25 protein-coding genes are annotated in these 21581 nt (G+C 64.3%); 20 read left to right on the top strand and 5 right to left on the bottom strand.

All coding sequences use genetic code 11. From position 1 onward, the window contains the following. Window positions 1-24 precede the first annotated feature (24 nt). From IPI56_02995 to IPI56_02950, 10 genes are read left to right on the top strand one after another with little or no spacing between them, the layout of a single operon-like run. Window positions 25-534, top strand: coding sequence for a TIGR03546 family protein (locus tag IPI56_02995; protein MBK7544710.1), 510 nt, complete (start codon window positions 25-27; stop codon window positions 532-534). Then, a complete protein-coding gene (locus tag IPI56_02990; protein ID MBK7544709.1) occupies window positions 531-2321 on the top strand; it encodes a TIGR03545 family protein in 1791 nt (596 codons plus the stop codon). The genes IPI56_02995 and IPI56_02990 overlap by 4 nt, the downstream gene beginning before the upstream one ends. Window positions 2322-2331: 10 nt before the next feature. Further along, the gene (locus IPI56_02985; GenBank protein MBK7544708.1) at window positions 2332-2655 is read left to right on the top strand and encodes a pyrimidine/purine nucleoside phosphorylase; all 324 of its coding nucleotides are present in this window, start codon (window positions 2332-2334) and stop codon (window positions 2653-2655) included. A 41-nt stretch (window positions 2656-2696) separates the two neighbouring features. After that, a complete protein-coding gene (msrB, locus tag IPI56_02980) occupies window positions 2697-3101 on the top strand; it encodes a peptide-methionine (R)-S-oxide reductase MsrB (protein MBK7544707.1) in 405 nt (134 codons plus the stop codon). Window positions 3102-3130: 29 nt separating this feature from the next. Further along, entirely contained in the window at window positions 3131-3604 is a 474-nt protein-coding gene (locus tag IPI56_02975; protein ID MBK7544706.1) for a dCMP deaminase family protein, read from the top strand. A 48-nt stretch (window positions 3605-3652) separates the two neighbouring features. Then, entirely contained in the window at window positions 3653-5362 is a 1710-nt protein-coding gene (dnaX, locus tag IPI56_02970) for a DNA polymerase III subunit gamma/tau (GenBank protein MBK7544705.1), read from the top strand. A gap of 4 nt (window positions 5363-5366) precedes the next feature. Continuing rightward, window positions 5367-5969, top strand: coding sequence for a recombination protein RecR (recR, locus tag IPI56_02965; GenBank protein MBK7544704.1), 603 nt, complete (start codon window positions 5367-5369; stop codon window positions 5967-5969). 7 nt (window positions 5970-5976) lie between these two features. Continuing rightward, window positions 5977-6357 (top strand): response regulator, encoded by a 381-nt coding sequence (locus IPI56_02960; GenBank protein ID MBK7544703.1) that lies wholly within the window; start codon window positions 5977-5979, stop codon window positions 6355-6357. A 4-nt stretch (window positions 6358-6361) separates the two neighbouring features. Continuing rightward, on the top strand, window positions 6362-7051 hold the full coding sequence (locus tag IPI56_02955) for a response regulator transcription factor (GenBank protein ID MBK7544702.1): 690 nt from the start codon (window positions 6362-6364) through the stop codon (window positions 7049-7051). Continuing rightward, complete coding sequence (locus tag IPI56_02950; GenBank protein MBK7544701.1) at window positions 7048-8145, top strand: PAS domain-containing protein; 1098 nt, start codon at window positions 7048-7050, stop codon at window positions 8143-8145. Before IPI56_02955 ends, IPI56_02950 begins: the two co-directional genes overlap by 4 nt. Here IPI56_02950 and IPI56_02945 read toward each other — a convergent pair whose 3' ends face one another. From IPI56_02945 to IPI56_02935, 3 genes are all read right to left on the bottom strand, one after another. Continuing rightward, window positions 8146-9312, bottom strand: coding sequence for a UDP-N-acetylglucosamine--LPS N-acetylglucosamine transferase (locus IPI56_02945; protein MBK7544700.1), 1167 nt, complete (start codon window positions 9310-9312; stop codon window positions 8146-8148). Continuing rightward, window positions 9305-10096: a UDP-2,3-diacylglucosamine diphosphatase gene (locus IPI56_02940; GenBank protein MBK7544699.1), complete on the bottom strand. Its 792-nt coding sequence runs from the start codon at window positions 10094-10096 to the stop codon at window positions 9305-9307. Before IPI56_02940 ends, IPI56_02945 begins: the two co-directional genes overlap by 8 nt. A gap of 80 nt (window positions 10097-10176) precedes the next feature. Further along, the gene (locus IPI56_02935) at window positions 10177-10656 is read right to left on the bottom strand and encodes a hypothetical protein (protein ID MBK7544698.1); all 480 of its coding nucleotides are present in this window, start codon (window positions 10654-10656) and stop codon (window positions 10177-10179) included. A gap of 161 nt (window positions 10657-10817) precedes the next feature. On the opposite strand from IPI56_02935, the gene IPI56_02930 reads away from it, so the two are divergent. The 10 genes from IPI56_02930 (at window position 10818) to IPI56_02885 (ending at window position 19908) form a co-directional block, all read left to right on the top strand. After that, on the top strand, window positions 10818-10991 hold the full coding sequence (locus IPI56_02930; GenBank protein ID MBK7544697.1) for a hypothetical protein: 174 nt from the start codon (window positions 10818-10820) through the stop codon (window positions 10989-10991). Between the two features lie 2 nt (window positions 10992-10993). Beyond that, window positions 10994-11230, top strand: coding sequence for a hypothetical protein (locus IPI56_02925; protein ID MBK7544696.1), 237 nt, complete (start codon window positions 10994-10996; stop codon window positions 11228-11230). A gap of 382 nt (window positions 11231-11612) precedes the next feature. Next, entirely contained in the window at window positions 11613-12782 is a 1170-nt protein-coding gene (locus IPI56_02920) for a putative porin (protein MBK7544695.1), read from the top strand. Window positions 12783-12858: 76 nt separating this feature from the next. Then, window positions 12859-13848, top strand: coding sequence for a PstS family phosphate ABC transporter substrate-binding protein (locus IPI56_02915; GenBank protein ID MBK7544694.1), 990 nt, complete (start codon window positions 12859-12861; stop codon window positions 13846-13848). A 90-nt stretch (window positions 13849-13938) separates the two neighbouring features. Then, on the top strand, window positions 13939-14955 hold the full coding sequence (gene pstC, locus IPI56_02910; GenBank protein MBK7544693.1) for a phosphate ABC transporter permease subunit PstC: 1017 nt from the start codon (window positions 13939-13941) through the stop codon (window positions 14953-14955). After that, window positions 14955-15869 (top strand): phosphate ABC transporter permease PstA, encoded by a 915-nt coding sequence (gene pstA / locus IPI56_02905; protein ID MBK7544692.1) that lies wholly within the window; start codon window positions 14955-14957, stop codon window positions 15867-15869. The genes pstC and pstA overlap by 1 nt, the downstream gene beginning before the upstream one ends. Beyond that, window positions 15863-16660, top strand: coding sequence for a phosphate ABC transporter ATP-binding protein (gene pstB, locus IPI56_02900; protein MBK7544691.1), 798 nt, complete (start codon window positions 15863-15865; stop codon window positions 16658-16660). Before pstA ends, pstB begins: the two co-directional genes overlap by 7 nt. Beyond that, a complete protein-coding gene (gene phoU / locus IPI56_02895) occupies window positions 16657-17331 on the top strand; it encodes a phosphate signaling complex protein PhoU (GenBank protein ID MBK7544690.1) in 675 nt (224 codons plus the stop codon). The genes pstB and phoU overlap by 4 nt, the downstream gene beginning before the upstream one ends. A 14-nt stretch (window positions 17332-17345) precedes the next feature. Further along, window positions 17346-19442 (top strand): polyphosphate kinase 1, encoded by a 2097-nt coding sequence (gene ppk1 / locus IPI56_02890; GenBank protein MBK7544689.1) that lies wholly within the window; start codon window positions 17346-17348, stop codon window positions 19440-19442. After that, window positions 19429-19908: a histidine phosphatase family protein gene (locus IPI56_02885; GenBank protein MBK7544688.1), complete on the top strand. Its 480-nt coding sequence runs from the start codon at window positions 19429-19431 to the stop codon at window positions 19906-19908. Before ppk1 ends, IPI56_02885 begins: the two co-directional genes overlap by 14 nt. Here the strand turns inward: IPI56_02885 and IPI56_02880 are convergent. After that, the gene (locus tag IPI56_02880) at window positions 19880-21397 is read right to left on the bottom strand and encodes a Ppx/GppA family phosphatase (protein MBK7544687.1); all 1518 of its coding nucleotides are present in this window, start codon (window positions 21395-21397) and stop codon (window positions 19880-19882) included. The genes IPI56_02885 and IPI56_02880 overlap by 29 nt on opposite strands. A gap of 13 nt (window positions 21398-21410) precedes the next feature. Then, the gene (locus IPI56_02875) at window positions 21411-21548 is read right to left on the bottom strand and encodes a hypothetical protein (GenBank protein MBK7544686.1); all 138 of its coding nucleotides are present in this window, start codon (window positions 21546-21548) and stop codon (window positions 21411-21413) included. Between the last annotated feature and the right edge of the window lie 33 nt (window positions 21549-21581).

Below are 21581 nucleotides of genomic sequence, written 5' to 3'. Positions count from 1 at the left end.
TCGGAGATGACCTAAAATGCTTCCATGTTGATTCTTAAAATTTTTGCCGGGTTCCTTCAGGCGCTGAACGCCAAGGCCACCCCCCGGGCCATCGCCGGCGGGGTCGCCCTGGGCGCCCTGATCGGCCTCTCCCCCACGGGGGGCGTTCAAAACATCCTCTTTCTCCTGTTGATTTTCCTGTTGCCGGTGAACAAGAGCGCGTCGGTGGTGGCGGCCTTGGCCTTTGGGGCGTTGACGTGGCCGCTCGGCGGCCTGTTTGACCGACTGGGTTACGCCCTGCTCACGGCCCCCGCGTTGCAAGGCCTCTGGACCGCGCTCTTCAACACCCCCGTCCTGCCCTGGACCCGATTCAACAACACGGTCGTCCTGGGCGGCCTGGCGGTCGGCGCGACGCTCTTTGTCCCGATTTTTTTAAGCGCGACGTGGGGCGTTCAACGCTACCGGGACCGGGTGGTCGCGGTCGCCGCGAAATGGCGTGTGTTCCAAATCCTGCGGGCTTCCAAATTTTACGAGCTGTACGAGAAATTCTCGTGATCCGCTGGAACCGCTTCTTCCTCCTGGCCACGCCGCTGGTCCTGCTCTGGGCCGCGGGGCACTTTTTTCTGGACCGCGGCTTAAAAATCGCCGTCGAACAGTTCGGCTCTGCCGCCAACGGCGCCCGGGTCGATGTGCGCGGTTTGACCACGCGATTTTGGCGGCTGTCCCTCGACGTCCGCGGGCTCGCCGTGGCGGACGCCGACGCGCCCATGACCAACATCGTCGAAATCGAGGCGATGCGATTTAAAATGGCCCCGAAACCCCTTTTCTGGCGCCGGTTCATCATGGAGGAAGCCGCGATCACGGGCGTCCGCACCGGGACGAAGCGCCGGGTGTCCGGCGCCCTGCCCCGCCGGGGGAGCCCCGCCGCCGAGAAAACCCGGGAAATCGCCGACGCCGCGGTCGGCAACATCAAGACCGCCTACGACCCGTCGCGACGGATATCCACGGGGTCCCTCACGGCCTACGTTTACCTCGAAGAAAAGCGCGCGCGGTTGACGACCCTGGCGGATCAATGGCGGTCCCGGGCGGATAGTCTCGACGTAAAAAATCTTTCCGTCAAAACCCGGGATTTCATCAAGAAAGCCCAGGGGGACACCTATTCCGGCCTCGAGGGCGTGGCCAAGGCCCAGGCCCACCTCAAGGAAGCCAAGGACCTGCGCGCCGAGCTCAAGGCCGCCCGCAACACCGTCAAGGAATTAAAAAATTCCTTGACCAGCGAAATCGGGCAATCCCGGACGGTTCTGAAAGAAATCGACCGGCTCCGCCGGGAGGACATCCAACGCTTGGTGGGCGACGTCAAAGGCGCCCTATCGGCGGAAGGGGCTTTGAAAGGATTGTTGGGACCGGCCTGGACGGCGAAACTCGACAAGGCCCTCGGCTTGTTCGAGAAAACCCGCCGCCTTTCGGGGTCCCCTGAAAACGCGCCGCCCCCCGAACCCAAGGTCGCTTTCCCCCAAGGGCGGAACATCGATTTTCCTTTTCACCATCGCTGGCCGGTGTTCCATTTAAAGCACGCCGTTTTTTCCGGGGAAACCCCCGATGGATTGACCTACAAAGGCGAAATTCGCGACGCGGCCTCCGACCCCGTGTTGCTGGGCCGACCGGCGGTTTTGACGGCGGCGGGGTCGACGGACAACCGATCGCTCGACGTCAAAGGGGTTTTTGATTTCACCACACCGACCCCGAAACAATCGGTCCTCGCGAAATACGCGGGGCTGCCCCTGGGGGGTCTGCCCCTGGGCGATCTAAAAGGCCCGGTCGCCCTCGGGGGGGGAACCGGGGCCGTCCGGGCGAACATCACGGTGACGGGGACCGCCCTGGGCGGCCGCGTGGACCTAAAAGGCGACGGCTTGAGCGTGCGGCACGAACTCCCCGCCGACGCCGACCGTCTCACCCAAAGCCTGCACGCGGTGTTGGGCCGCGTCAAGGAAGCGTCCATCGGCGTGGGTCTGGGCGGGACGTTGAAATCCCCCCGCTTCAGCCTTAACAGCACCCTGGACGACCAACTCCGCGGAGCGGTCAAAGGCGCCCTGGACCAGGAGGTCGCCAAGCTCCGGGCCGACGCGGAAAAAAGCGTGGCCGCCCTTCTGGACAAGGAGACCGACAAGCTCGCCGCCCTCGTGAACGAGCGCGCGGGCGACGCCCTGGCGAAAATCGGCCTGGGCGAAAAGGATTTGGGCGGTTTGGACGAGCGCCTCGAAAAGGCCCTGCGCGATTTGACCGGCAAGACCGGCGTCCAGGCGTTGCCGGATTCGATTCAAAAGTTGTTCAAGAAAAAGTGAGGAGCCGCCCGTGGCCGTCCCCGAACAGATCGTCAACGTCGCCGTCAAACTGAAAGCCAACGTCTACTTCGACGGAAAAGTGGTGAGCCACAGCCTCGTCTTCCCCGAGGGCCAACGCAAAACCGTGGGCGTGATTTACCCGGGGAAATACCATTTCAAAACGGACGGCCCGGAAAAAATGGAAATCCTGGCCGGACGCTGCCGGGTGAAAGTGGCCGACGAAAAAACCGAGCGGACGGTGTCCGCCGGGGAGTCGTTCCGGGTTCCCGGGCAATCCGCCTTCGACATCGCGGTGGACGAGAATCTCGCGGAGTACCTGTGCAGTTTCGAATAACGGCCTTTCTGCTTTTGGCCGTTCCGCTTTGGGGAGGACCCATGAACGACACGCCGAAGAACGAGTCCGACTGGAAGAAAAAATTGACGCCCGCGCAGTTTTGCGTGATGCGCCAGAAGGGCACCGAAGCGCCCTTCGACAACGCCTATTGGAACCACCACGCGGAGGGGATGTACCACTGCGCGGGGTGCGGGCAAGCCCTGTTTTCCTCCAAGGCCAAATTCGATTCCGGCACGGGCTGGCCCAGCTTTTGGGAGTCGGCCGCGGGCGACCGCGTGGCCACCGAAACCGACGGAGACCACGGGATGGTGCGCACCGAGGTCCTCTGCGCCCGGTGCCGTTCGCACCTCGGGCACGTGTTCGAAGACGGGCCCCGGCCGACGGGACTGCGCTACTGCATCAACTCGGCGGCGTTGACTTTTAAGAAAGCGGAGAAAAAACCATGACTTCCCGACCCGGTTTCGACGATTACTTCATGGGCATCGCCCTGGCGGTCCGCCGCCGGGCGGATTGCCGGGGCAGCCGCGTCGGCGCGGTGATCGTGGTCGACCGGCGCATCGTCTCCACCGGCTACAACGGCACCGCCGAAGGCATGGCCAATTGCACGGACGGCGGCTGCGACCGTTGCGCCAACCGCGAAAAATACCCCAAGGGCACGGGCTACGACCTGTGCATCTGCGTCCACGCGGAACAAAACGCGGTTTTGGCCGCGGCGCGTTTCGGCATCCCCGTGGCGGGCGGCACCGTGTACACCACGCTCCAGCCCTGTTTCGGCTGCCTCAAGGAAATGATCCAGGCCAAAATCCGCCGGGTCTGTTACCTCGACCCCTGGTCGCACCCCGACGAACGGTTGGCGACCGAATACCAAAAGATCGCGGCGCGCCTGCCCGAGGGCCTTGATCCCATCGAAGCCGCCGCCGGGCAGACCCTCCGCGCCCTCGCCCTTTAAACCCTCAAGGGGGACAGCCCCCCCCGAAAAGTGGTAAATTGGCCCCCTATGGGTTACCTCGTCCTCGCCCGGAAATACCGCCCCCAAACTTTCGACGATCTGGTCGGCCAGGAACACATCGCCAAAACGCTCACCAACGCGTTGGAGGCCAAACGCCTGGCCCACGCCTACGTTTTCTCCGGGCCGCGCGGCTGCGGCAAAACCACCACCGCGCGCATCCTGGCCAAGGCCCTCAATTGCGTCAAGGGGCCCACGGCGTCCCCCTGCGGGGAATGCCCCCAGTGCCGGGACATCGCGGCCGGCAGTTCCACCGACGACGTTCTCGAAATCGACGGCGCCTCCAACCGCGGCATCGACCAGATCCGCGAACTGCGCGACACCGTGAAATACGCCCCCGCCCGCTCCCGGTACCGGGTGATCATCATCGACGAAGCCCACCAAATTTCCAAGGACGGATTCAACGCTCTTCTGAAAACCCTCGAGGAACCGCCGCCCCACGTGGTCTTCATGATGGCCACCACCGAGGCGCAAAAGATCCCCGAGACCATCCTGTCCCGGTGCCAACGGTTTCAGGTGCGGGCCATCGCCCCGGCGGACATCGTGGGCCGGCTCAAACACATTTTGACGAAAGAAAACATCGCCCTTTCCGACGAAACGCTGCACGAGGTGGCGCGGGCGGGCCGCGGCTCCCTCCGCGACGCCCTTTCGCTCTTGGACCAGGTGCTGGCCTTCGCCCCGGGCGGGGCCACGGCGGCCGACGTGCGGGGCCTGCTGGGTCTCTTGCCCAAAGAGTTCGTGCGCGGTTTCGCGGCCACCCTCAGGAAGGGATCGCCCCCCGAAATTCTTCAGTCCGTTCAAAAGGCCCTGGAGGACGGGTTCGATCTCTCCCAACTGGCCGAAGACCTTTTGGAGCGCCACCACCGGCTTCTCCTCTGGCAAGCCGGGGTCCGCGACCCCCACGCCCCCGACGCGGCCGAACTGGACGCGGAAACAAGCAACGTTTCTTTGGAGGGGTTGGAGCGTTCGGTCGCGGTTCTTGCCCGGGCGGTGGCGGACCTCCGCCGGAGCGAATCGCCCCGGGTGACTTTCGAATTGGCCTGCCTGGAATTGGCCCAGGACCCCGTGCCCGTGCGCGAGTTGCTCGAGCGGTTGGAATCCCTCGAAAAATCCCTCGCGGGCGGAAGCCCCTTGCCGGCCCGAACCGCCCCGGTCGCGCCCCCGCGCGTCGCCCCCCCCCCCGCCTCGGCGACGCCGGCGGCGGTCGCCCCCGTTTTGGCCACGCCCGCGCCCCGCGCTGAAACCGACGGAAACGCGGACTTGACGAGCGCTTGGTCCCGTCTGACCGCCGAAATGGGCCGGACCAAACCCTCTTTGGAAGCGCTTCTCGCCGCGGCGCGGCCGGAATGGGTCGCTCCCGGGGTTCTGCGCGTTCTCTGCGACAACGATTTCCAAAAGGGCCAGTTGGCCGGACACGAACGCCTTTGGAGCGAGGCCCTCCATAAACAGATCGGCCCCTTTGCGATCCAATGGGCGGTGGCCCCGGCGGTCCGCCCCGCCGCCCGGCCCGCCCCCCCCGCCCCGACCCCGGAACCCGCCGAGGAAGCGGAGGTCGTGGACGACGCCGCACCGGAGACCGAAACCGAGGGCCCCGTGGTGGAGGGGGCCGACGAAGACGCCCGCGCCCAGGCCGCCCAGGACCCGGGCGTACGGAAGGTCTTGGAGAAATTCCCCGGCAAGGTGCGCCGGGTGGAGCGTTAGTGTAGTGCGTCGCACCTGGGACAATTTGGTCACGGCCATTTTGGGCCTGCCCGGAGTCGGCCCCAAAATGGCCGAACGCATCGCCCTTCACCTCGTCCGGCACGAAAAAGACGCCGACGCCCTGTCCGCCGTTCTGACCGAGGCGCGGGCGCGCATGAAACGTTGCCCCCTTTGCGGGGACTTGATCGAGACCGACGGCCCGCCGGAACTTTGCGCCCGCTGCCGCGACCCCCTTCGGGACGGCCGGTTGCTCTGCGTGGTGGAGGACGTGCCCGATCTGGCGGCCTTGGAGCGCAGCGGGGCCTACCGGGGCCGCTACCACGTCCTGGGCGGCGCTCTGTCCGCTTTGGACGGCATCGGGCCCGAGGAACTGCGGGTCGAGCCTTTGCTGCAGCGCGTCCACCGGGACGGCGCGGACGAAGTGATTTTGGCCACCAACCCCACCGTCGAAGGCGAAACCACCGCGGCCTACCTGGCCGACCTCTTGAAAACGATGAACGTGCGCGTCACGCGCCTGGCGGCGGGACTGCCGGCCGGCGCGGTCATCCAATACGCCGATGAACACACCCTGGCCCAGGCCGTCACCGGCCGCCGGGCCTGGACTTGAGGCCCCCATGACCGACACCAAAGGCAAGATCGTCATCGCCGACGACGAAGTGGACATCACCCGCATCGTTAAGCGCATGCTCGAATTGGAGGGTTACACCGTCTGGGCCGCCAACGACGGCCAAGCCGCCCTCGACCTGTACCGTCAGCACAAGCCGGATTTGCTCATCCTGGACGTGTCCATGCCGGTGAAAGACGGCGTGGCCGTCTGCGGGGAAGTGCGGGAAACGGACAACCAGATCTTGCTGCTCATGCTCACCGGGCAAAAAAAAGAGCAGGACAAGGTCATCGGCCTCGGGGCCGGCGCCGACGACTACCTCACCAAGCCCTTCGGTGAAAAAGAGTTGATGGCCCGGGTCCGGTCCCTTTTCCGACGGCTGGGGCGTTAAACCAATGGCCGGCGCGAAAGTCCTGGTGGTCGAGGACGACCGCGACATCGCCAAAATCCTCCGCTACAACCTCGAAAAGGAAGGCCACCAACCCCTCCTGGCGGCGGACGGCGACGCCGCCGTGGCCCTCTTCCGCCGCGAAAAACCCCGCCTCGTCCTGCTCGACCTGATGCTGCCGAAAGTGGACGGGCTGGAAATTTGCCGCCTGATCCGGCAGGACGACAAGCAAGTCCCCATTTTGATGTTGACCGCCAAAAGCACCGAGGTCGACAAAATCGTGGGCCTCGAAATGGGCGCGGACGATTACGTGACGAAACCCTTTTCGGTGCGGGAAGTCATGACGCGGGTCAAGGCGTTGTTGCGGCGCGCGGCGGCGGGCACGGCCCCCTTGGCGGGCGCGATGACGGCCGGCGCCTTGGAATTGGACGCGGAACGCTACGAGCTGCGGCTCAACAAGAAGCCGGTGGCCCTGACGGGCAAGGAGTTCGAGCTCCTCAAAATCCTGTGGTCCGCGCGGGGCAAGGTCCTTTCCCGCGAAGACGTCCTGGAACGGGTGTGGGGCATCGACCGGGCGGCGGACATCGACACCCGCACCGTCGACCAGCACGTGGCGCGGATTCGCGCCAAGCTGGGGGCCGAAAAGAAACGGTTGCGCACCGTCAAGAGCGTGGGCTACTGCTTCAGCGTCGAATGAGCCCCCTTCGCGGATTCTTCGGCGCGCCGCCGCCTCCGCCGCCCGACCCACCCCCCCCGCCGCCTCCCGACACCGATTGGACCGCCTTGTTCGATCTTTTGGAAGAGGGCGTCCTGGCGCTGGACGCCGCGAAGCGCATCGTGCTCGCCAACCGACGGATGACGCCGTTGCTCGGACACCCGTCCCGCAACGCGCCGGGGAAACCGCTTTGGGAAATGTTCCGTCAGCGGGAAATCACCGAGATGGTCGACCGGGTGCTGGGCGGCCGCCCCGCGGAGACCGCGGAAATCCCCATGGCCGCCGACGGGGAGCGCCTGTTCCGCGTGACCGTGACGGGACTGGGCGCGGCCGGGGGCCCCGCCGTCCTCCTCACCTTCGCCGACCTCACCCTCACCCGGCGGTTGGAGGCCGCCCGCAAGGATTTCGTCGCCAACGTGTCGCACGAGCTCAAAACCCCGCTCACCGCCCTGCGGGCGTCCCTCGAAACCCTCCTGGACGGCGCCCTGGACGACAAAGTCCACGCCCGCGATTTCCTCGCCACCGCCCTGGACCAAGTCGAGCGCTTGCAACGCCTGATCGACGATCTGCTGGCCCTGTCCCGGCTTGAGAAATCCGGCGCGGCCCCGGCCGCCGCCTGCGACGCGGCCGAGGTGGGGCGGCGGGTGCTGGCCGCCCTGACGCCCGTGGCGGCCAAACACAACGTGACGATTCACCCGACGACGACAACGGCCGCCCTCCCCGCGGCGATTTCGGCCGATGAGTTGACCCAGGTGTTGATGAACCTGTTCGACAACGCCATCAAGTTCAACCGGCCCGGCGGCACGGTGGCCTTCGCCCTGGAGGCGAAGGAAAACCGCGTTTTTCTGAGAATTCGGGACACGGGGGTCGGCATCGCTCCCGAGGACCAACCCCGCGTCTTCGAGCGGTTTTACCGGGCGGACAAGGCGCGCTCCAAAGAAACCGGCGGAACGGGACTCGGCCTGGCCATCGTCAAGCACATCGTGGAAAACCGGGGCGGCGCCCTTCGATTGGAGAGCCGCCTCGGCGAAGGAAGTCTCTTCGAGGTGGCGTTGCCTTCGCCCGCGGGCGAGTGATCAGTCGGGGACGGCGACGGGAAGGCGTCCGCGGGCCAGCTCGAGCGCCTTTTCGGCGACTTCGAAAGCCGCCCAGGGACGGGCGGCTCGCCGGGCGTTATCGGCAAGATTCGCGAGGCGCGCGGGGGAAAACAACAGGCGCGCCAGTTTGTGGGTCAGAACGGAAAGATCGTTGATTTTAACGGCCGCGCCCGCCTCCAACAGATAGTCGCTGTTCCGGCTTTCCTGGCCGGGGATCGGGTGGACGATGGCCATCGGGACGCCGCGCGCCAGGCATTCCGAAGAGGTCAACCCCCCCGGCTTGGAAATGACCAAATCGGCCGCCCCCATCCACCGCTCCATCTCCCGGGTGAACCCGAGCACCCGCACGGCGTGCCGCGACGGATTGGGCACGGAACGCAACCGCTCGGCGACGAGCGCGTTCGTTCCCGTGACAACGACGACGCTTAAAGGGATGCGGATGTTGAGAAGAGCGCGGTGCACCGACTCCACCGGCCCCACCCCCAACCCGCCCGCCAATTGCAAAACGAGGGGGCGCCCCTCCGGAAAACCCAGGTTTCGGCGCAAGTCGCGCTTATCGAAGGGCAGGGCGAACACGGGAGCGATCGGAATGCCCGTCACGCGGACCCGCGCCGGCGACACCCCGACGTGCCGCAGGGTGGACCGGGCCTCGGGACTGGCGACACAGTAAAAATCCGTCGGCTCATTGACCCAAAGGCGATGGGCTTCGAAATCCGTCACGACGGTGATTTGGGGGACGCGAACCTCCCCCCGCTTTTTCAAGCCCGCGAGAATGTCGGCCGGCAAAAAATGGGTGTTCACGATCACGTCCCAGCGGCCCGACCGAAGGAACGCGTCGAATTTCTTTAAGTTGGCTTTTTGGACGACCCGCCGCAACCTTTCGGCCACGCCCCCTTTGGCCTCCCCCGCCTTGTCCAATCGGTCGTAGAGGTACCCCAGGAGGTGCGGCGCCTTCGCGTAAACCTGGAAATAGGCTTTCCCATAAAGGTGCCGGAAAGCCCGGTTGGTGAAATCCAATAGGTCGGCGGTCTCCACCGCCACGGCGGGAGCGAGTTCCCGCAAGGCCGCGGCGACGGCGTTGGCGGCGCTGCCGTGGCCGCCCCCCACCGAGGCGTAAAGGACGAGGACCCGCGCGCCCTCAAGCATAGGCCAGGTCCCGCGCCGGCCGAACCGTTTCGATGGAGGGGTTTTCCGTCCGCGCCCACGAGAGGATTTCCAAACGCCCGGCGGCGTCCTCGGCCAGGGCCGTGCAATTTTCCACCCAATCCCCGTCGTTGGCGTAGAGGATTCCGTCGATCGTTCGAATCTCCGGCCGGTGGATGTGGCCGCAAACGACGCCGTCCACCCCCAGGCGCCGGACTTCCCGAACCACCGTGTCCTCGAAACGCGTCACGTAGCCCAACGCTTTTTTGGTTTTTTGCTTTAAGAACGAGGCCAAGGACCAGTAGGGCAACCCCATCTTCCGCCGCGACCAATTCAGCAGGTTGTTCACCGCCAGAGCCGCTTCGTAGGCGCCGGACCCCATCATCGACAGCCACGGCGCGTGATTCAAAATACCGTCGAATTGATCCCCGTGCAACACCAGCAGGCGGCGGCCATCGGCCAAGCGGTGGATCACCCGGTCGTGGATTCGTATTCCGCCGAAGGACGTGCCGAGGAAATCCCGCGCCATTTCGTCGTGGTTCCCCGGCAGGAAGACGACGCGCGTGCCTTTGCGCGCCTTTCGGAGAATTTTTTGAATGACGTCGTTGTGGGCCTGGGGCCAATGCCACACCCGCCGCAACCACCAACCGTCGACGATATCCCCCACGAGATAGAGGTATTCGGATTCGTTGTGTTTGAGAAAGTCCAACAGGAAATGGGCCTTGGAACCCCAGGTGCCCAGATGCACATCGGAGATCCACAGCGCCCGGTGATATCGCGTTTTCATGGCTTCATCTTACCCGGGAAGGCCCTGCCGGGCCATGGAGCCACGGTAAATTCGGTGTTGCGGCGGCGTGACGGGGGGTTTTAAAGGAGAGAGGGCAGGACGTAAAAAAACACGCCCAACGGGCCCATGATCCAGTAGGGCACGGGAAGCCCGCAGAACCAGCGCCGGTGCCAGCCCGCGCGGCCGGGGGTCAATGCCCGCCAGCCGTAATGGGGGTTTAAAGCAAACCACAGCACATCTTCCAACAACCAAAACAGAACAAACGCCCCCAAAACCCGCGTTTCGGACGCCCAGGTCCAACGGCCCAACACCTTCAAATGGAAGAACGCCAGGGTGGCCGCAAAGGCCCACACGTGGTAACCGGTGATGTCCCCCCCGCCCAAAACGACATCCGCGAAGGCCGGCTTTTTCACCCGCCACGTCGGCAAACGCGCCGCCCACCCGTCGGGCCCCTCGATTTCAATTTCCAATTTGGCCCAAAAAAACGCCAAAGCCAATACCGACAAAAGAAACGGCCATTCGAGGGAGGAGAGGACGGCGTCGCGGGGGATCGTGGGCATCGATGCGTTTATGTAGAAAAAGCGCGGGCAAAGCGCAAGCGCTTTCTCCGTCACGCGACGGTCACAATCAATTTACCGCCGCGCAATGGCTTTCGGGCGATCCCCGGGTTAACATGGCGTCAACAATAATAAAAAAGGCCGAGAACCCAAGGAGAAACCCCATGAGCCCCACAAAGTTCAACGCGGACGCCGTGCGCGCCGCGCTGAGAACCGCCGAACGACGCCTGGCGGAGACGTTAAAAGACCTGGAATCCAACGACATGGACGACGCCGCCGTGGCCGAACGGTTGAGGCAAATCGGACAGGACCTGCGCCGGTTGGCGCCGGCGGCTTGACCGTGACCCGGGACTCGGAAACGACCGCGGCCCCCCTGTCGGCAATCGCCGTGTTGGAAAAAATGCGTCCCCGCAACCCCCAACTGGGGCGCCTGGTGGCGCGCCTGTCGGCGCGCGGCCTCCAGGAGGACGTCATTCATTATTGGAACCGCACCCGCCGATTGCCCGCGGGATTCTTTCGGTTGCCCACCATCCGCCCCGCCCTGGCCGGGGCCGGCCGCCGGGAAGTGCTCGTGTAGCGCGCGGGGCTTCTTCGGGCGCTTGAGGGCCCCCCGCCCCGAGCGCCCCAAAAAGCCCGGCCCGCTTTTCCGTCGAAGACCCCCGTCACGCCGCCGTCACACACAATTGACGGCCCCACAATTCCCTTGCGGGGCGGCGGTGGGATAAAGTGGACGAGCCGGAACGAGACGCACCCGCGCCGCGTTCCGCCGCCACCGGGGGACATCCAAGGACTCAACGGAGCGCCGTTCTTTCGATCATCGATTTGGGCAACCCCAAACTTCGTTCCGGACCCACAAAGTCCCTCTCGCCGACGCACGGATTTTCCAGGCTCGGGGAGGTCGGCGGGGGGTGGAACGAAAAAACCGGACACAGGTCCGGACCACTAAAGGAGGAAGTTCCATGCACTTCACGAAACGATCCACAGCCGTCTTGATGGCCTTCGCCGCGGCGATCACCGCGACGTCCGCCCGGGCGGGAGAAATCACCATCAGCAGCGACAAGCTCGAAATCAAGGGCGATTTGCGCCTGCGCCACCAGACCAACGAGGAGACCGCCAATTCCAACCGCGACCGGCAACGCATCCGCCTGCGCCTCGGCATGAACTACACGGTCAATCCCATGCTGGCCGTGAAAACCCAGTTCGCCACCGGCGGCGCCGAACAGACGTCCACCAACCAAACCCTGGACAGCCTCTCCAAACCGAAGGGCATCTTCCTGGACCTGGCGTATTTGGAACTGAAACCCCTGCCGGGCGCCCACGCGGACACCCTCGTGGTCAGCGGCGGTCGGATGAAAAACCCCCTGTGGCAGACCTACAGTTCCGACTTGGTGTGGGATTCGGACCTCAACCCCGAAGGCCTCGGCGAAAACGTCAAGTTGTCCTTGGCGGGCTTTGGCCGCGTGTTCGTGAACGCCTCCCAATGGGTGGTGAACGAAAAGAAAAAAGTCGCGGACTCCGCCTCGCTCGCTGGGAACCGTCCCCAGTACGTGTTTTCGACCCAAGCCGGGGTCATCCTGCCCGCCCCGATGGATTCCCGCTTCACCTTGGCGGGGTCGATCCATGACTGGGTGAACGAAACCGATCGGGCGTTCGGCGATGGAGTGAGCGGTTCGACCAACCTCCTTATATCCACCACCACCGACAAGTTGGCGAACGATTTCCGCGTCATTCACATTGACGCCGAATGGTTCACCACGATCCCCGGCGTCGACCTGCCTTTGTCGATCCAGGGCGCCTTCGTCAAGAACACCGCGCACCGGGACAACTTGTTCGCCAACAACGACAAGCGCGACACCGGCCACCAAGTGGGGGCCATTCTCGGCAGCGCCAGCAACCCCAACTCCTGGGAAATCGCCTACTTCAACAAGAGCGTGGACCAGGACGCCGTGGTTTCGGACGCCTCCGACTCGGACTTCCCCGGCACGAACCGGAAAGGCAACATCTTCTGGGTGGCCTACGCGCCTTGGAAGAACCAACAGGTGAAGGTGAAACTGTTCCAGACGTCGATCATCGAAGGGGCGGAAAAGGACATCGACACCCTTCAACTCGACTGGCAGGTGAAGTTCTAATACGTCACGCGCCGCTCACGCGGCCGTCACACAAACGTCACATTGAAGACTTAATATAATGACACAGGAGAAAAACATGTTGAAATCCACTCTGCGCGGTCTCGCGGCCTTCGCCCTGCTGTTGGGCGCCCTGCCGGCGGCCGCCGAAAAAAAGATCGTCAAAATCGACGGCTCCAGCACCGTCTACCCCATCACCGAGGCCGTGGCCGAGGAGTTCATGAAGGCCAACAGCGACACCCAGGTCACGGTGGGCATCTCGGGGACCGGCGGCGGGTTCAAGAAGTTCTGCCGCGGGGAAACCGACATCTCCGACGCTTCGCGCCCCATCCTCCGCAAGGAAATGGACGCCTGCTTGGACGCCGGCATCCAGTATTACGAACTGCCGGTGGCCTTCGACGCCTTGACCGTCATGATCAACCCCAAGAACAATTGGGCCGACACCATGACCGTCGCCGAACTCAAGAAAATCTGGGAGCCGGCGGCCCAAGGGAACGTCACCAAATGGAGCCAGGTCCGCGCCGGTTGGCCGGAGAAACCGCTGAAACTCTACGGCGCCGGCTCCGATTCGGGGACCTTCGACTACTTCACCGAAGCCATTGTGGGCAAGGCGAAGTCCAGCCGGGGCGATTTCACGGCCTCCGAGGACGACAACGTCCTGGTGCAGGGCATCGCGTCCGATGAAACGGCGCTCGGCTATTTCGGGTTCGCCTACTACGAAGAGAACGCCGACAAGCTGAAGGCCGTCGCCGTTGACGGCGGCAAGGGCGGGGTTCTTCCCTCCATGGCGACCGTCAAGGACGGCTCCTACCAGCCGCTCGCGCGCCCCATCTTCATCTACGTTTCGAAGAAATCGGCGCGCAAACCCGAGGTCAAGGCGTTCGTGGACTTTTATCTGCAAAACGCCGCGGCGCTCGTGGAAGAAGTGAAATACATTCCGCTCCCGGCCAACGAATACGCCGCGATCGCGGAACGGTTTCAAAAGGGCCAGACCGGCACCGCCTTCGGCGGCAAGGCCGAAATCGGCGTCAAAGTCGGCGACCTGCTGAACCGTCGCCCGAAACTCTAAACACCGAGGTCCCGCCCCCGGGTTCCGGCCCGGGGCGCGGGGCCCTCGCGGCGTTTCTCATCGGGGAACGCCGCGAGGGTTAACATGGAAATGCAAACGGAAGAGAAAATCACCCCTTTTACCCGCATCTTCCTTGCGAAGAAGCGGAAGGAGTCCGTGTCGCCGGACGCGGACCATCCGGCGGCCCTTTCCCCCTTGCCGCCGTTGCCGCCGCGGTCCTCCACGCGGGGTTTTCGCCGTTTTCAGGAAAAGGCCATCCAGTTCCTTCTCTTCCTCGCCGCCGCCTCTTCGATCGCCATCACCCTCGGCATCGTCTGGATCCTGGCCTACGAGTCCTTCGGCTTTTTTCGTCATGTCCCACTCATGGATTTTCTCACGGACACCCAGTGGACGCCCCTTTTCGACGACGCCCATTACGGCATTCGCCCCCTGGTGACCGGCACTCTGGTGGTGGCCGCGGTGGCCCTGGCCCTGGCCCTGCCCGTGGGCACCATCACCGCCATCTACCTGTCGGAATACGCCCCCCACCGGGTCCGGGAGATCGTCAAGCCCTTTCTGGAATTGTTGACCGCGGTGCCCACGGTGGTGTTCGGTTATTTCGCCCTTCTTTTCGTCACCCCCCTCCTGCAAAAGCTGATTCCCTCCCTCCCGGGCTTCAACATGCTCTCGGCGGGGCTGGTGATCGGCGTCATGATCATCCCCTACGTGAGCTCGCTTTCGGAAGACGCCATGCGGGCCGTGCCCATGCATTTGAGGGAAGCGAGCTACGCCATGGGAGCCACGCGGTTTCAAACGTCGGTGCGGGTCGTGACCCCCGCGGCTTTCAGCGGCATCGCCTCGGCCTACGTGCTCGCCTTCTCCCGCGCCATCGGGGAGACCATGGTGGTGGCCATCGCCGCCGGCATGCAACCCCGGCTGACGGCGAACCCCCTGGAACCGGCCGCCACGATCACCGCCTACATCGTTCAAGTGGCCCTGGGAGACCTGCCCCACGGCAGCATCGGGTACCAAACCATCTTCGCCGCGGGCCTGACCCTGATGCTCATGACCTTGGTCTTCAACGTGGCCGGTCACCTGTTGCGCAAAAAGTTTCGGGAGGTGTACTGATGGACGCCGCCGCCCTCCGCCGCGGCATCGTGCGGCGAAAAAAGAAGGACGCGCTTTTCGCCCTCGTCGGGCTCGCGGCCACCCTGGTGGGGCTGATCACGCTCCTGGCGTTGCTCATCGACCTGGCCATCGACGGCGTCGGCCGCATCAACCCCGGGTTTCTTTCCAATTTCCCCTCGCGCTTTCCGGACAAGGCCGGGATCCTGTCCGCTTGGGTGGGCACGGCGATCGTCATGTTCGTGACGGCCCTTTCGGCGGTGCCCCTGGGCGTGGCGGCCGGCGTTTATTTGGAAGAATACGCCCCCAAAAACCGCCTCACGTCCCTCATCGAAATCAACATCGCCAACCTGGCGGGCGTGCCGTCCATCGTGTACGGGCTGATGGCCCTGGGTATTTTCGTTTACAAATTCAACCTGGGCCAAAGCGTGATCACGGCGGGGCTCACTTTGGCGCTTTTGATTCTGCCCATCGTGATCATGGCCACGCGGGAGTCCATTCGCGCCATCCCGTCCTCCATCCGGGAAGCGGCCTTCGCGGTGGGCGCCACGAAATGGCAAATGGTGCGCCACCACATCCTGCCCTATTCGGCGGGCGGGATTTTGACCGGGGTGATCATCGGTCTCTCCCGGGCCATCGGCGAAAGCGCCCCCCTCATCACCGTCGGCGCGCTCACTTTCATCGCCTTTCTGCCCCCGTCCCCCGTGACGGGGTCGTTTCCCTTCATCAATTTCGAATGGTTGAAATCCCCTTACACGGTTCTTCCCATTCAGCTTTTCAACTGGGTCTCGCGGCCCCAAAAGGCCTTTCACCTCAACGCCGCCGCGGCGGGCCTGGTCCTCATGACCATGACCCTGGCCATGAACGGCCTGGCGATCGCCATCCGATATCGTTTCCGAAAGAGGATCAAATGGTAGACACCCTCACCGCTCCCCCGACGTCCGGCCTGGCCATCAAAGCCGAAGTCGACCGACTGAGTTTTTATTACGGAGCTCACCAAGTGCTTAAATCGGTGACGCTCTCTGTCCCCGAAAAAAAAGTCACCGCGCTCATCGGCCCCTCGGGCTGCGGCAAGACAACACTGCTGCGCTGTTTCAACCGGATGCACGACCTCTACCCGGGGAACCGCTACGACGGGGCCATTCGGCTTTCCCCCGAGAACACCAACATCCTCGACCCGGTCATCGACCCCATCGAGGTCCGCATGCGCATCAGCATGGTGTTCCAAAAGGCAAACCCGTTCCCCAAGACGATTTTTGAAAACGTCGCCTATGGCCTGAAGGTTCGGGGGAACGTGAAAAAATCGGAGGTCAAAGAGCGGGTGGAGCGCGCCCTGCGCGGGGCGGCCCTTTTCGATGAGGTGAAAGACCGCCTGCACTCCCTGGGCGGCAACCTTTCCGGCGGACAGCAACAGCGCCTGTGCATCGCGCGCGCGCTCGTGACCGACCCGGAGATCATCCTGTTCGACGAGCCCACCAGCGCCCTGGACCCCATCGCCACCGGCAAGGTGGAGGAACTGGTGGCCGAGCTCAAACAGCGCGTGACCATCCTCATCGTCACCCACAACATGCAGCAGGCCGCGCGGGTGTCGGATTTCACGGGCTTCATGTACCTGGGCGAATTGGCGGAGTTCAACCGGACCGAGCGGGTTTTCACCAACCCTTCCAACAAATTGACCGAGGATTACATCACGGGGAGATTCGGATGAGCGAGCGACATTTTGACGGAGATTTAAAGGACCTGGACCGGCGCCTGTTGGCCATGGGCGCCCTCTGCGAAACGATGATCCAAAAAGCGGTGAAGGCCCTCATCGACCGCAATCCGGAGCTGACGCAGGAGGTGTTTCGACACGAGGAGGAGGCCAACCGCTTCCACATCGAGATCGACGACATCGCCATCAAGCTCATCGCCCTGCACCAACCCATGGCCGGGGACCTCCGCTTTTTGGCCGCCGCCATGAAGATCAACAACGACCTCGAGCGCATCGCCGACATGGCGGTCAACGCCTCCCAAACCGCCTTTTATCACCTTTTCAAGGAGCCGCCGGTGCCCCAAATCGCCATGGTGCAAAACATGGCCGAAGTCGCGCAAAGGATGTTGCGCCACAGCCTCGAGGCCTACGCCACCCGCGATGTGGATCTGGCCCAACGCGTGCTGGCCGAGGACGCCGAGGAAGACCGGCTCAAGGCGCAAGCGCTGAAGGACCTTATTTCCCTCATCCGCTCCGATCCACCGCGTTCGGAGGCCTTCGTCGAATTGATCCTTTTGTCCAAAAACATGGAGCGCATCGGCGACCACGCCACCAACATCGCCGAAGACGTGGTGTTCATGGTCCTGGGCAAGGACATTCGCCACCAAGAGGACGCGGCGGTCTCTTAAGGCCGGGGGGCCCTGTGCCGCGCTTTCTCCCCACGCTTCCCCATCTGTTGAGTTCGCCCGGGCGCCCCTTCATCCAGCGGGATCTGGGGACCCTCCAATTCAACGAGCGCGTGCTCGCCGAGGCGCGCACCAGCTCGAACCCTCTCCTGGAACGGCTCAAGTTCCTCGCGATCACCTCCTCCAACCTCGATGAATTTTTCATGATCCGCTACGCTTCCCTGGACCGGTCCATCCGCGGTCAGAAGAACCGGCGGGCCGCGCGGCACCTGCTGCGGACGCGGGACGCGTTGCTGGAAATGGTCACCGCCTTCGCCGCCAAACAAGCGGAGACCTTCGACCTGCTGGCGGGGGCCTTGGACGCCAAGGGACTGCGGCTCATCCGGCGGGCCGGAGCCAACACGCCGGAATTCCTCCAAGGGCGGGACCTCTTCCACCGGGAGATCCTCCCCCACCTCCCCCCGCCCGAACCGTTCCGCCCCAGCCGATTGGGCGGTCTGGAAAATTTGAAAAGCGCCCTGGTGTTTCCCTCCGGCCTTTGGGTCGCCGTCTCGCGTCGATTGGCGCCGGTCCATCTCCACGAAGGGGAGGACGGCGTCGTCCGGGTTTTCTTTTTGGACGATCTCCTGTTGACCCACGCGGCGGAGGCTTTTCGATTAAAAGACGGGCCGACCCTGTTGCGCCTCACGCGCGACGGGGACATTCCCGTGGAACTCTCGGAGGAGGACCCCTCCGCCGTGCCCGACATCATCCGTTCGGGGGTCGGATCGCGGGACCGGGGTCGCCCGGTCCGCCTGCAATACGAAGGGGAGACCCCCCGGGACCTATTGGACCACTGCGTGGCCGCCCTGCGCCTCTCGCCGCGTCAGGTCCACCCCGCTCCCGGCAGTCTCTTCTTGTCGGGACTCTGGTCCGTCCTGGGGCGTTTGCCGGAACGCCTCCGACAGGACCCCGACCTCTCCCTCCCCGTCCCGACACCCTTCCTGTTGACCTCCCTCGCGTCGCCCGAGCGCATTTTCGCGGAATTGAAAAACCGGGACATCCTCCTGCACCACCCCTACGAGAGTTTCGAGGGGTACGTCAACTTCATCCGGGCGGCGGCCGCCGACCCGCGCGTGACTTCGATCCAACAAACCGTCTACCGTATGGACGCGCTGTCCCCGGTGGTCGCGGCGCTCAAGGCGGCCGCGCGGGCGGGGAAAAAAGTCCGGGTGGTCATCGAACTGCGCGCGCGTTTCGATGAGATGAACAACCTGCGGCTGGCCGAGGAACTGCGCCGGGAAAAAGTGGACGTCGCCTTCGGCCTGAACCGCCTCAAAGTCCACGCCAAGATCGCGCTGGTGACCCGCCGCGAGGAGGACGGGGAACGTTTGTACAGCCATTTGTCGACAGGCAACTACAACGCCGCGACCGCCCGCGCCTACGAGGACCTGGCGGTGTTGAGCGCCCGGCCGGAATTGGGGGAGGACGCCCGCCTCTTTTTCGATGCCCTCCATCGCGGCGAAACACCCGCCGGTTTCAAGACACTGGTCCCCGCGCCGGCGCGCCTGCACCGGCTGATGTTGCAATTGATCGAAAACGAAACGGCCGCCGCCCGGGCGGGGCGCCCGGCGGCGCTCTTCGCCAAGGTGAACGCGCTCGTGGACGAGGGGCTCATTGAAAGCCTTTACCGCGCCTCGCAGGCGGGGGTCAAAATCGATTTGATGGTGCGCGGGGCCTGTTCGCTCATCCCGGGGGTGAAGGGGCTCAGCGACAACATCCGCGTGCGGTCGATCGTCGATCGCTACCTGGAACACAGCCGCATTTATTATTTCGGTCACGCGGACCGGTTGTATCTGTCGAGCGCGGATTGGATGCCGCGCAATTTCTTCTCCCGTTTGGAAATCGCCTTTCCCGTGTTGGACGATCGTCTGCGGCGGTTCCTGCGGGAGGTCGTGATTCCCACTTACCTGGCCGACACCGTGAAAGCGCGGGAGCTCACCCCCCAGGGAACGTGGCGCAAAAGGCCCTCCGGCCCCAACGGCGTGCGCGCGCAATTTTTTTTCGAGGACATGGCCCGCCGCGGATACCACGGCACACCGCTCCAATGGAACCCCGCCGGTGCCTCAACGTAACCTGATCCTGCTCCGGCACGCCCACCGATCTTTAAAAAACCCCGCGGCGGACAATGGTCTGAGTGGGAAGGGAAAAAAGCAAGCGAAACGGTTTCGAAAGGATTTCCTACGGGAATTCGGGCCGGACGCCCGCCCACGCTTTCTGTCCAGCCCCAAACGGCGCTGCGTGGAGACACTGGCCCCTCTCGCGAAACGGCTGGGCCGGACGGTTCAGACGAATGCCGATTTGAGGGAACGGGACCCGGACGAGACCGCGTTGGAATTCCGAGCCCGGGTGGCGGGCTTCCTGCGGGGGTTCCCTCGGCGACCGGGGCGGTTGGTCGTCCTTTCGACGCACGGGGATTGGGCGCCCCTGGCCCTGCGGATTTTAACCGGCGCCCGGGCCCGCTTCGCCAAGGGCGGTTGGGCGTGGATCGAACCGGGGAACCCCTCCCCCCTTACCGCGCTCGTCCGGACCGGGCGATGAGGGAAAGGCCGAAGATCTTTTCGAAGAGCTCTTTTTTCTGTTCCACGCGCAGAACCGCCAAATCCACGGCGGATTGTTCTCCCCCCAAATCCAAGCGGACCCGGCCCCGTTCCCGTCGGACCGCACGAAGCACGACCAGGTGAGCCCGGGATTTCTCCAGGGCGTCCACAATACGCAGCAACGCCAAAAGCTTGAAAAACGCCGATCGCCGGACCGTCTCCTCCAGGGGGATTTCTTTGCGATCCAACTTTCCCCCCTTGTGCCAGAGGACCAATTGCCCGATGAATTCCCGTTCCCAGGGATCCAGTCCCGGCAAGTCGCCGTTCTTGACCATGTAATAGGAATGCCGCTCGTGGTGGACCGGACTGACGGCCTCGCCCGCGTCTTGAACCCACGCCGCGGCCACCAAATAATCCCGCCAGGGCCGGGCCAATCGGTGCAAAGGCGCCAAACGGTCGAAAAGGGCCCGCGCGAAGGACTCCACATGACGGAGATGCCGGGACGGCAAACCCCACCGGACCGCCCGCTCGAAAACATCCTTCAGGTGGAAATCGAGGGCCGACCCCGCCCCGCGAATGGCCCGGGCCTCCTCTTCCAGCATGCCGTCCCGGAGGGCGAAATCGGTCGTTTCGACACGGTCGGCCCGGACGGCTCGCACAATTTCCTCCAGAACGACCGCCCCCGCGAGGATGGTGTCGATCCGTTTGGGATCCATGGCGGGGACGCGGGCCAGCCCCACGCGGCCGAGACGGGCGAACCGGTCCGCCCAACGGCGGAGGGCCTCGGCGTCAAGGACCGATCCGCCGTCCGCTCGGTGGACGCGGTCCAGGGCGCGCACCGTGCCCGCCGAACCGATGACCCGGGCGGCCCGGGGCCAACCGCCCCGGGGAGCCCCTTCGGCGAGCAGGCTGCGGATGTGCCGCCGCAATTTGACGAGGGGAGCGTTCTCGCCGCCGGCGCGGGCCGGGGGAACCGTTTTGAGAAAAACCTGCTGAAGCCGGGCCACGCCCAATTTAAAACTTGTGGAGCGGAGAATGCGTCGGCCCCGGCAAAGGGTCACTTCGACACTGCCGCCGCCGATGTCCACCAGGGCGACCCGGTCGCGCGCGTCGCGTTCCTCGTGGGCGAGGATGCCCTGGGCGATGAGCCGCGCTTCCTCTTGACCGGAGATCACGCGGACGTCGATGCCGGTCCGCCGCTTGATCGTCGCCAGGAAAATGTCGCTGTTGGCGGAATCCCGCAGGGCGCTGGTGCCGAAAGCCGTGACGCGCTCCACCCCCAGGTCCCGGATGGTTTTTTGGAAACTTTCAAAAGCCGCCAGCGCGCGGTTCATGGCGGCGCGACCGAGGCGTCCGGTTTGAAAAACCCCCTCCCCCAGCCGCACGGCCAACCGTTCGCGGTGCAAGCGGCGGGCCTCGCCCCCGGGACCGAGGTCGACGACATCGAAACGCACCGCGTTGGTGCCCAAATCAATCAAGGCGAGTCGCATGTTCTCGACGGGATTATAGCGGATTCGGTCGGGCGCTGGGGGCCACGACCCGCGCGGCCTTGAGCGCCCGCCGGGCGAGGTCCAGAAGATCCACCGCTTTCAATTCCCCCCACCCAATCCAAATGGAATCACAATTTTCCAGCGACATCATGATAGATATCTTTCGTCATTAAACGATCTTTAA

The sequence above is a fragment of the Elusimicrobiota bacterium genome (assembly GCA_016706425.1).
Classification (GTDB): Bacteria; Elusimicrobiota; Elusimicrobia; order FEN-1173; family FEN-1173; genus JADJJR01.
This window is presented reverse-complemented; position numbering and strand designations above follow the sequence as displayed.

Coding starts and splice junctions, on each gene's coding strand:
- IPI56_02995 (MBK7544710.1), top strand. CDS start 25: ATGTTGATTCTTAAAATTTTTGCCGGGTTCCTTCAGGCGCTGAACGCC.
- msrB (MBK7544707.1), top strand. CDS start 2,697: ATGAACGACACGCCGAAGAACGAGTCCGACTGGAAGAAAAAATTGACG.
- IPI56_02975 (MBK7544706.1), top strand. CDS start 3,131: ATGGGCATCGCCCTGGCGGTCCGCCGCCGGGCGGATTGCCGGGGCAGC.
- dnaX (MBK7544705.1), top strand. CDS start 3,653: ATGGGTTACCTCGTCCTCGCCCGGAAATACCGCCCCCAAACTTTCGAC.
- IPI56_02960 (MBK7544703.1), top strand. CDS start 5,977: ATGACCGACACCAAAGGCAAGATCGTCATCGCCGACGACGAAGTGGAC.
- IPI56_02955 (MBK7544702.1), top strand. CDS start 6,362: ATGGCCGGCGCGAAAGTCCTGGTGGTCGAGGACGACCGCGACATCGCC.
- IPI56_02950 (MBK7544701.1), top strand. CDS start 7,048: ATGAGCCCCCTTCGCGGATTCTTCGGCGCGCCGCCGCCTCCGCCGCCC.
- IPI56_02945 (MBK7544700.1), bottom strand. CDS start 9,312: ATGCTTGAGGGCGCGCGGGTCCTCGTCCTTTACGCCTCGGTGGGGGGC.
- IPI56_02940 (MBK7544699.1), bottom strand. CDS start 10,096: ATGAAAACGCGATATCACCGGGCGCTGTGGATCTCCGATGTGCATCTG.
- IPI56_02935 (MBK7544698.1), bottom strand. CDS start 10,656: ATGCCCACGATCCCCCGCGACGCCGTCCTCTCCTCCCTCGAATGGCCG.
- IPI56_02930 (MBK7544697.1), top strand. CDS start 10,818: ATGAGCCCCACAAAGTTCAACGCGGACGCCGTGCGCGCCGCGCTGAGA.
- IPI56_02920 (MBK7544695.1), top strand. CDS start 11,613: ATGCACTTCACGAAACGATCCACAGCCGTCTTGATGGCCTTCGCCGCG.
- IPI56_02915 (MBK7544694.1), top strand. CDS start 12,859: ATGTTGAAATCCACTCTGCGCGGTCTCGCGGCCTTCGCCCTGCTGTTG.
- pstC (MBK7544693.1), top strand. CDS start 13,939: ATGCAAACGGAAGAGAAAATCACCCCTTTTACCCGCATCTTCCTTGCG.
- pstA (MBK7544692.1), top strand. CDS start 14,955: ATGGACGCCGCCGCCCTCCGCCGCGGCATCGTGCGGCGAAAAAAGAAG.
- pstB (MBK7544691.1), top strand. CDS start 15,863: ATGGTAGACACCCTCACCGCTCCCCCGACGTCCGGCCTGGCCATCAAA.
- phoU (MBK7544690.1), top strand. CDS start 16,657: ATGAGCGAGCGACATTTTGACGGAGATTTAAAGGACCTGGACCGGCGC.
- IPI56_02880 (MBK7544687.1), bottom strand. CDS start 21,397: ATGCGACTCGCCTTGATTGATTTGGGCACCAACGCGGTGCGTTTCGAT.
- IPI56_02875 (MBK7544686.1), bottom strand. CDS start 21,548: ATGATGTCGCTGGAAAATTGTGATTCCATTTGGATTGGGTGGGGGGAA.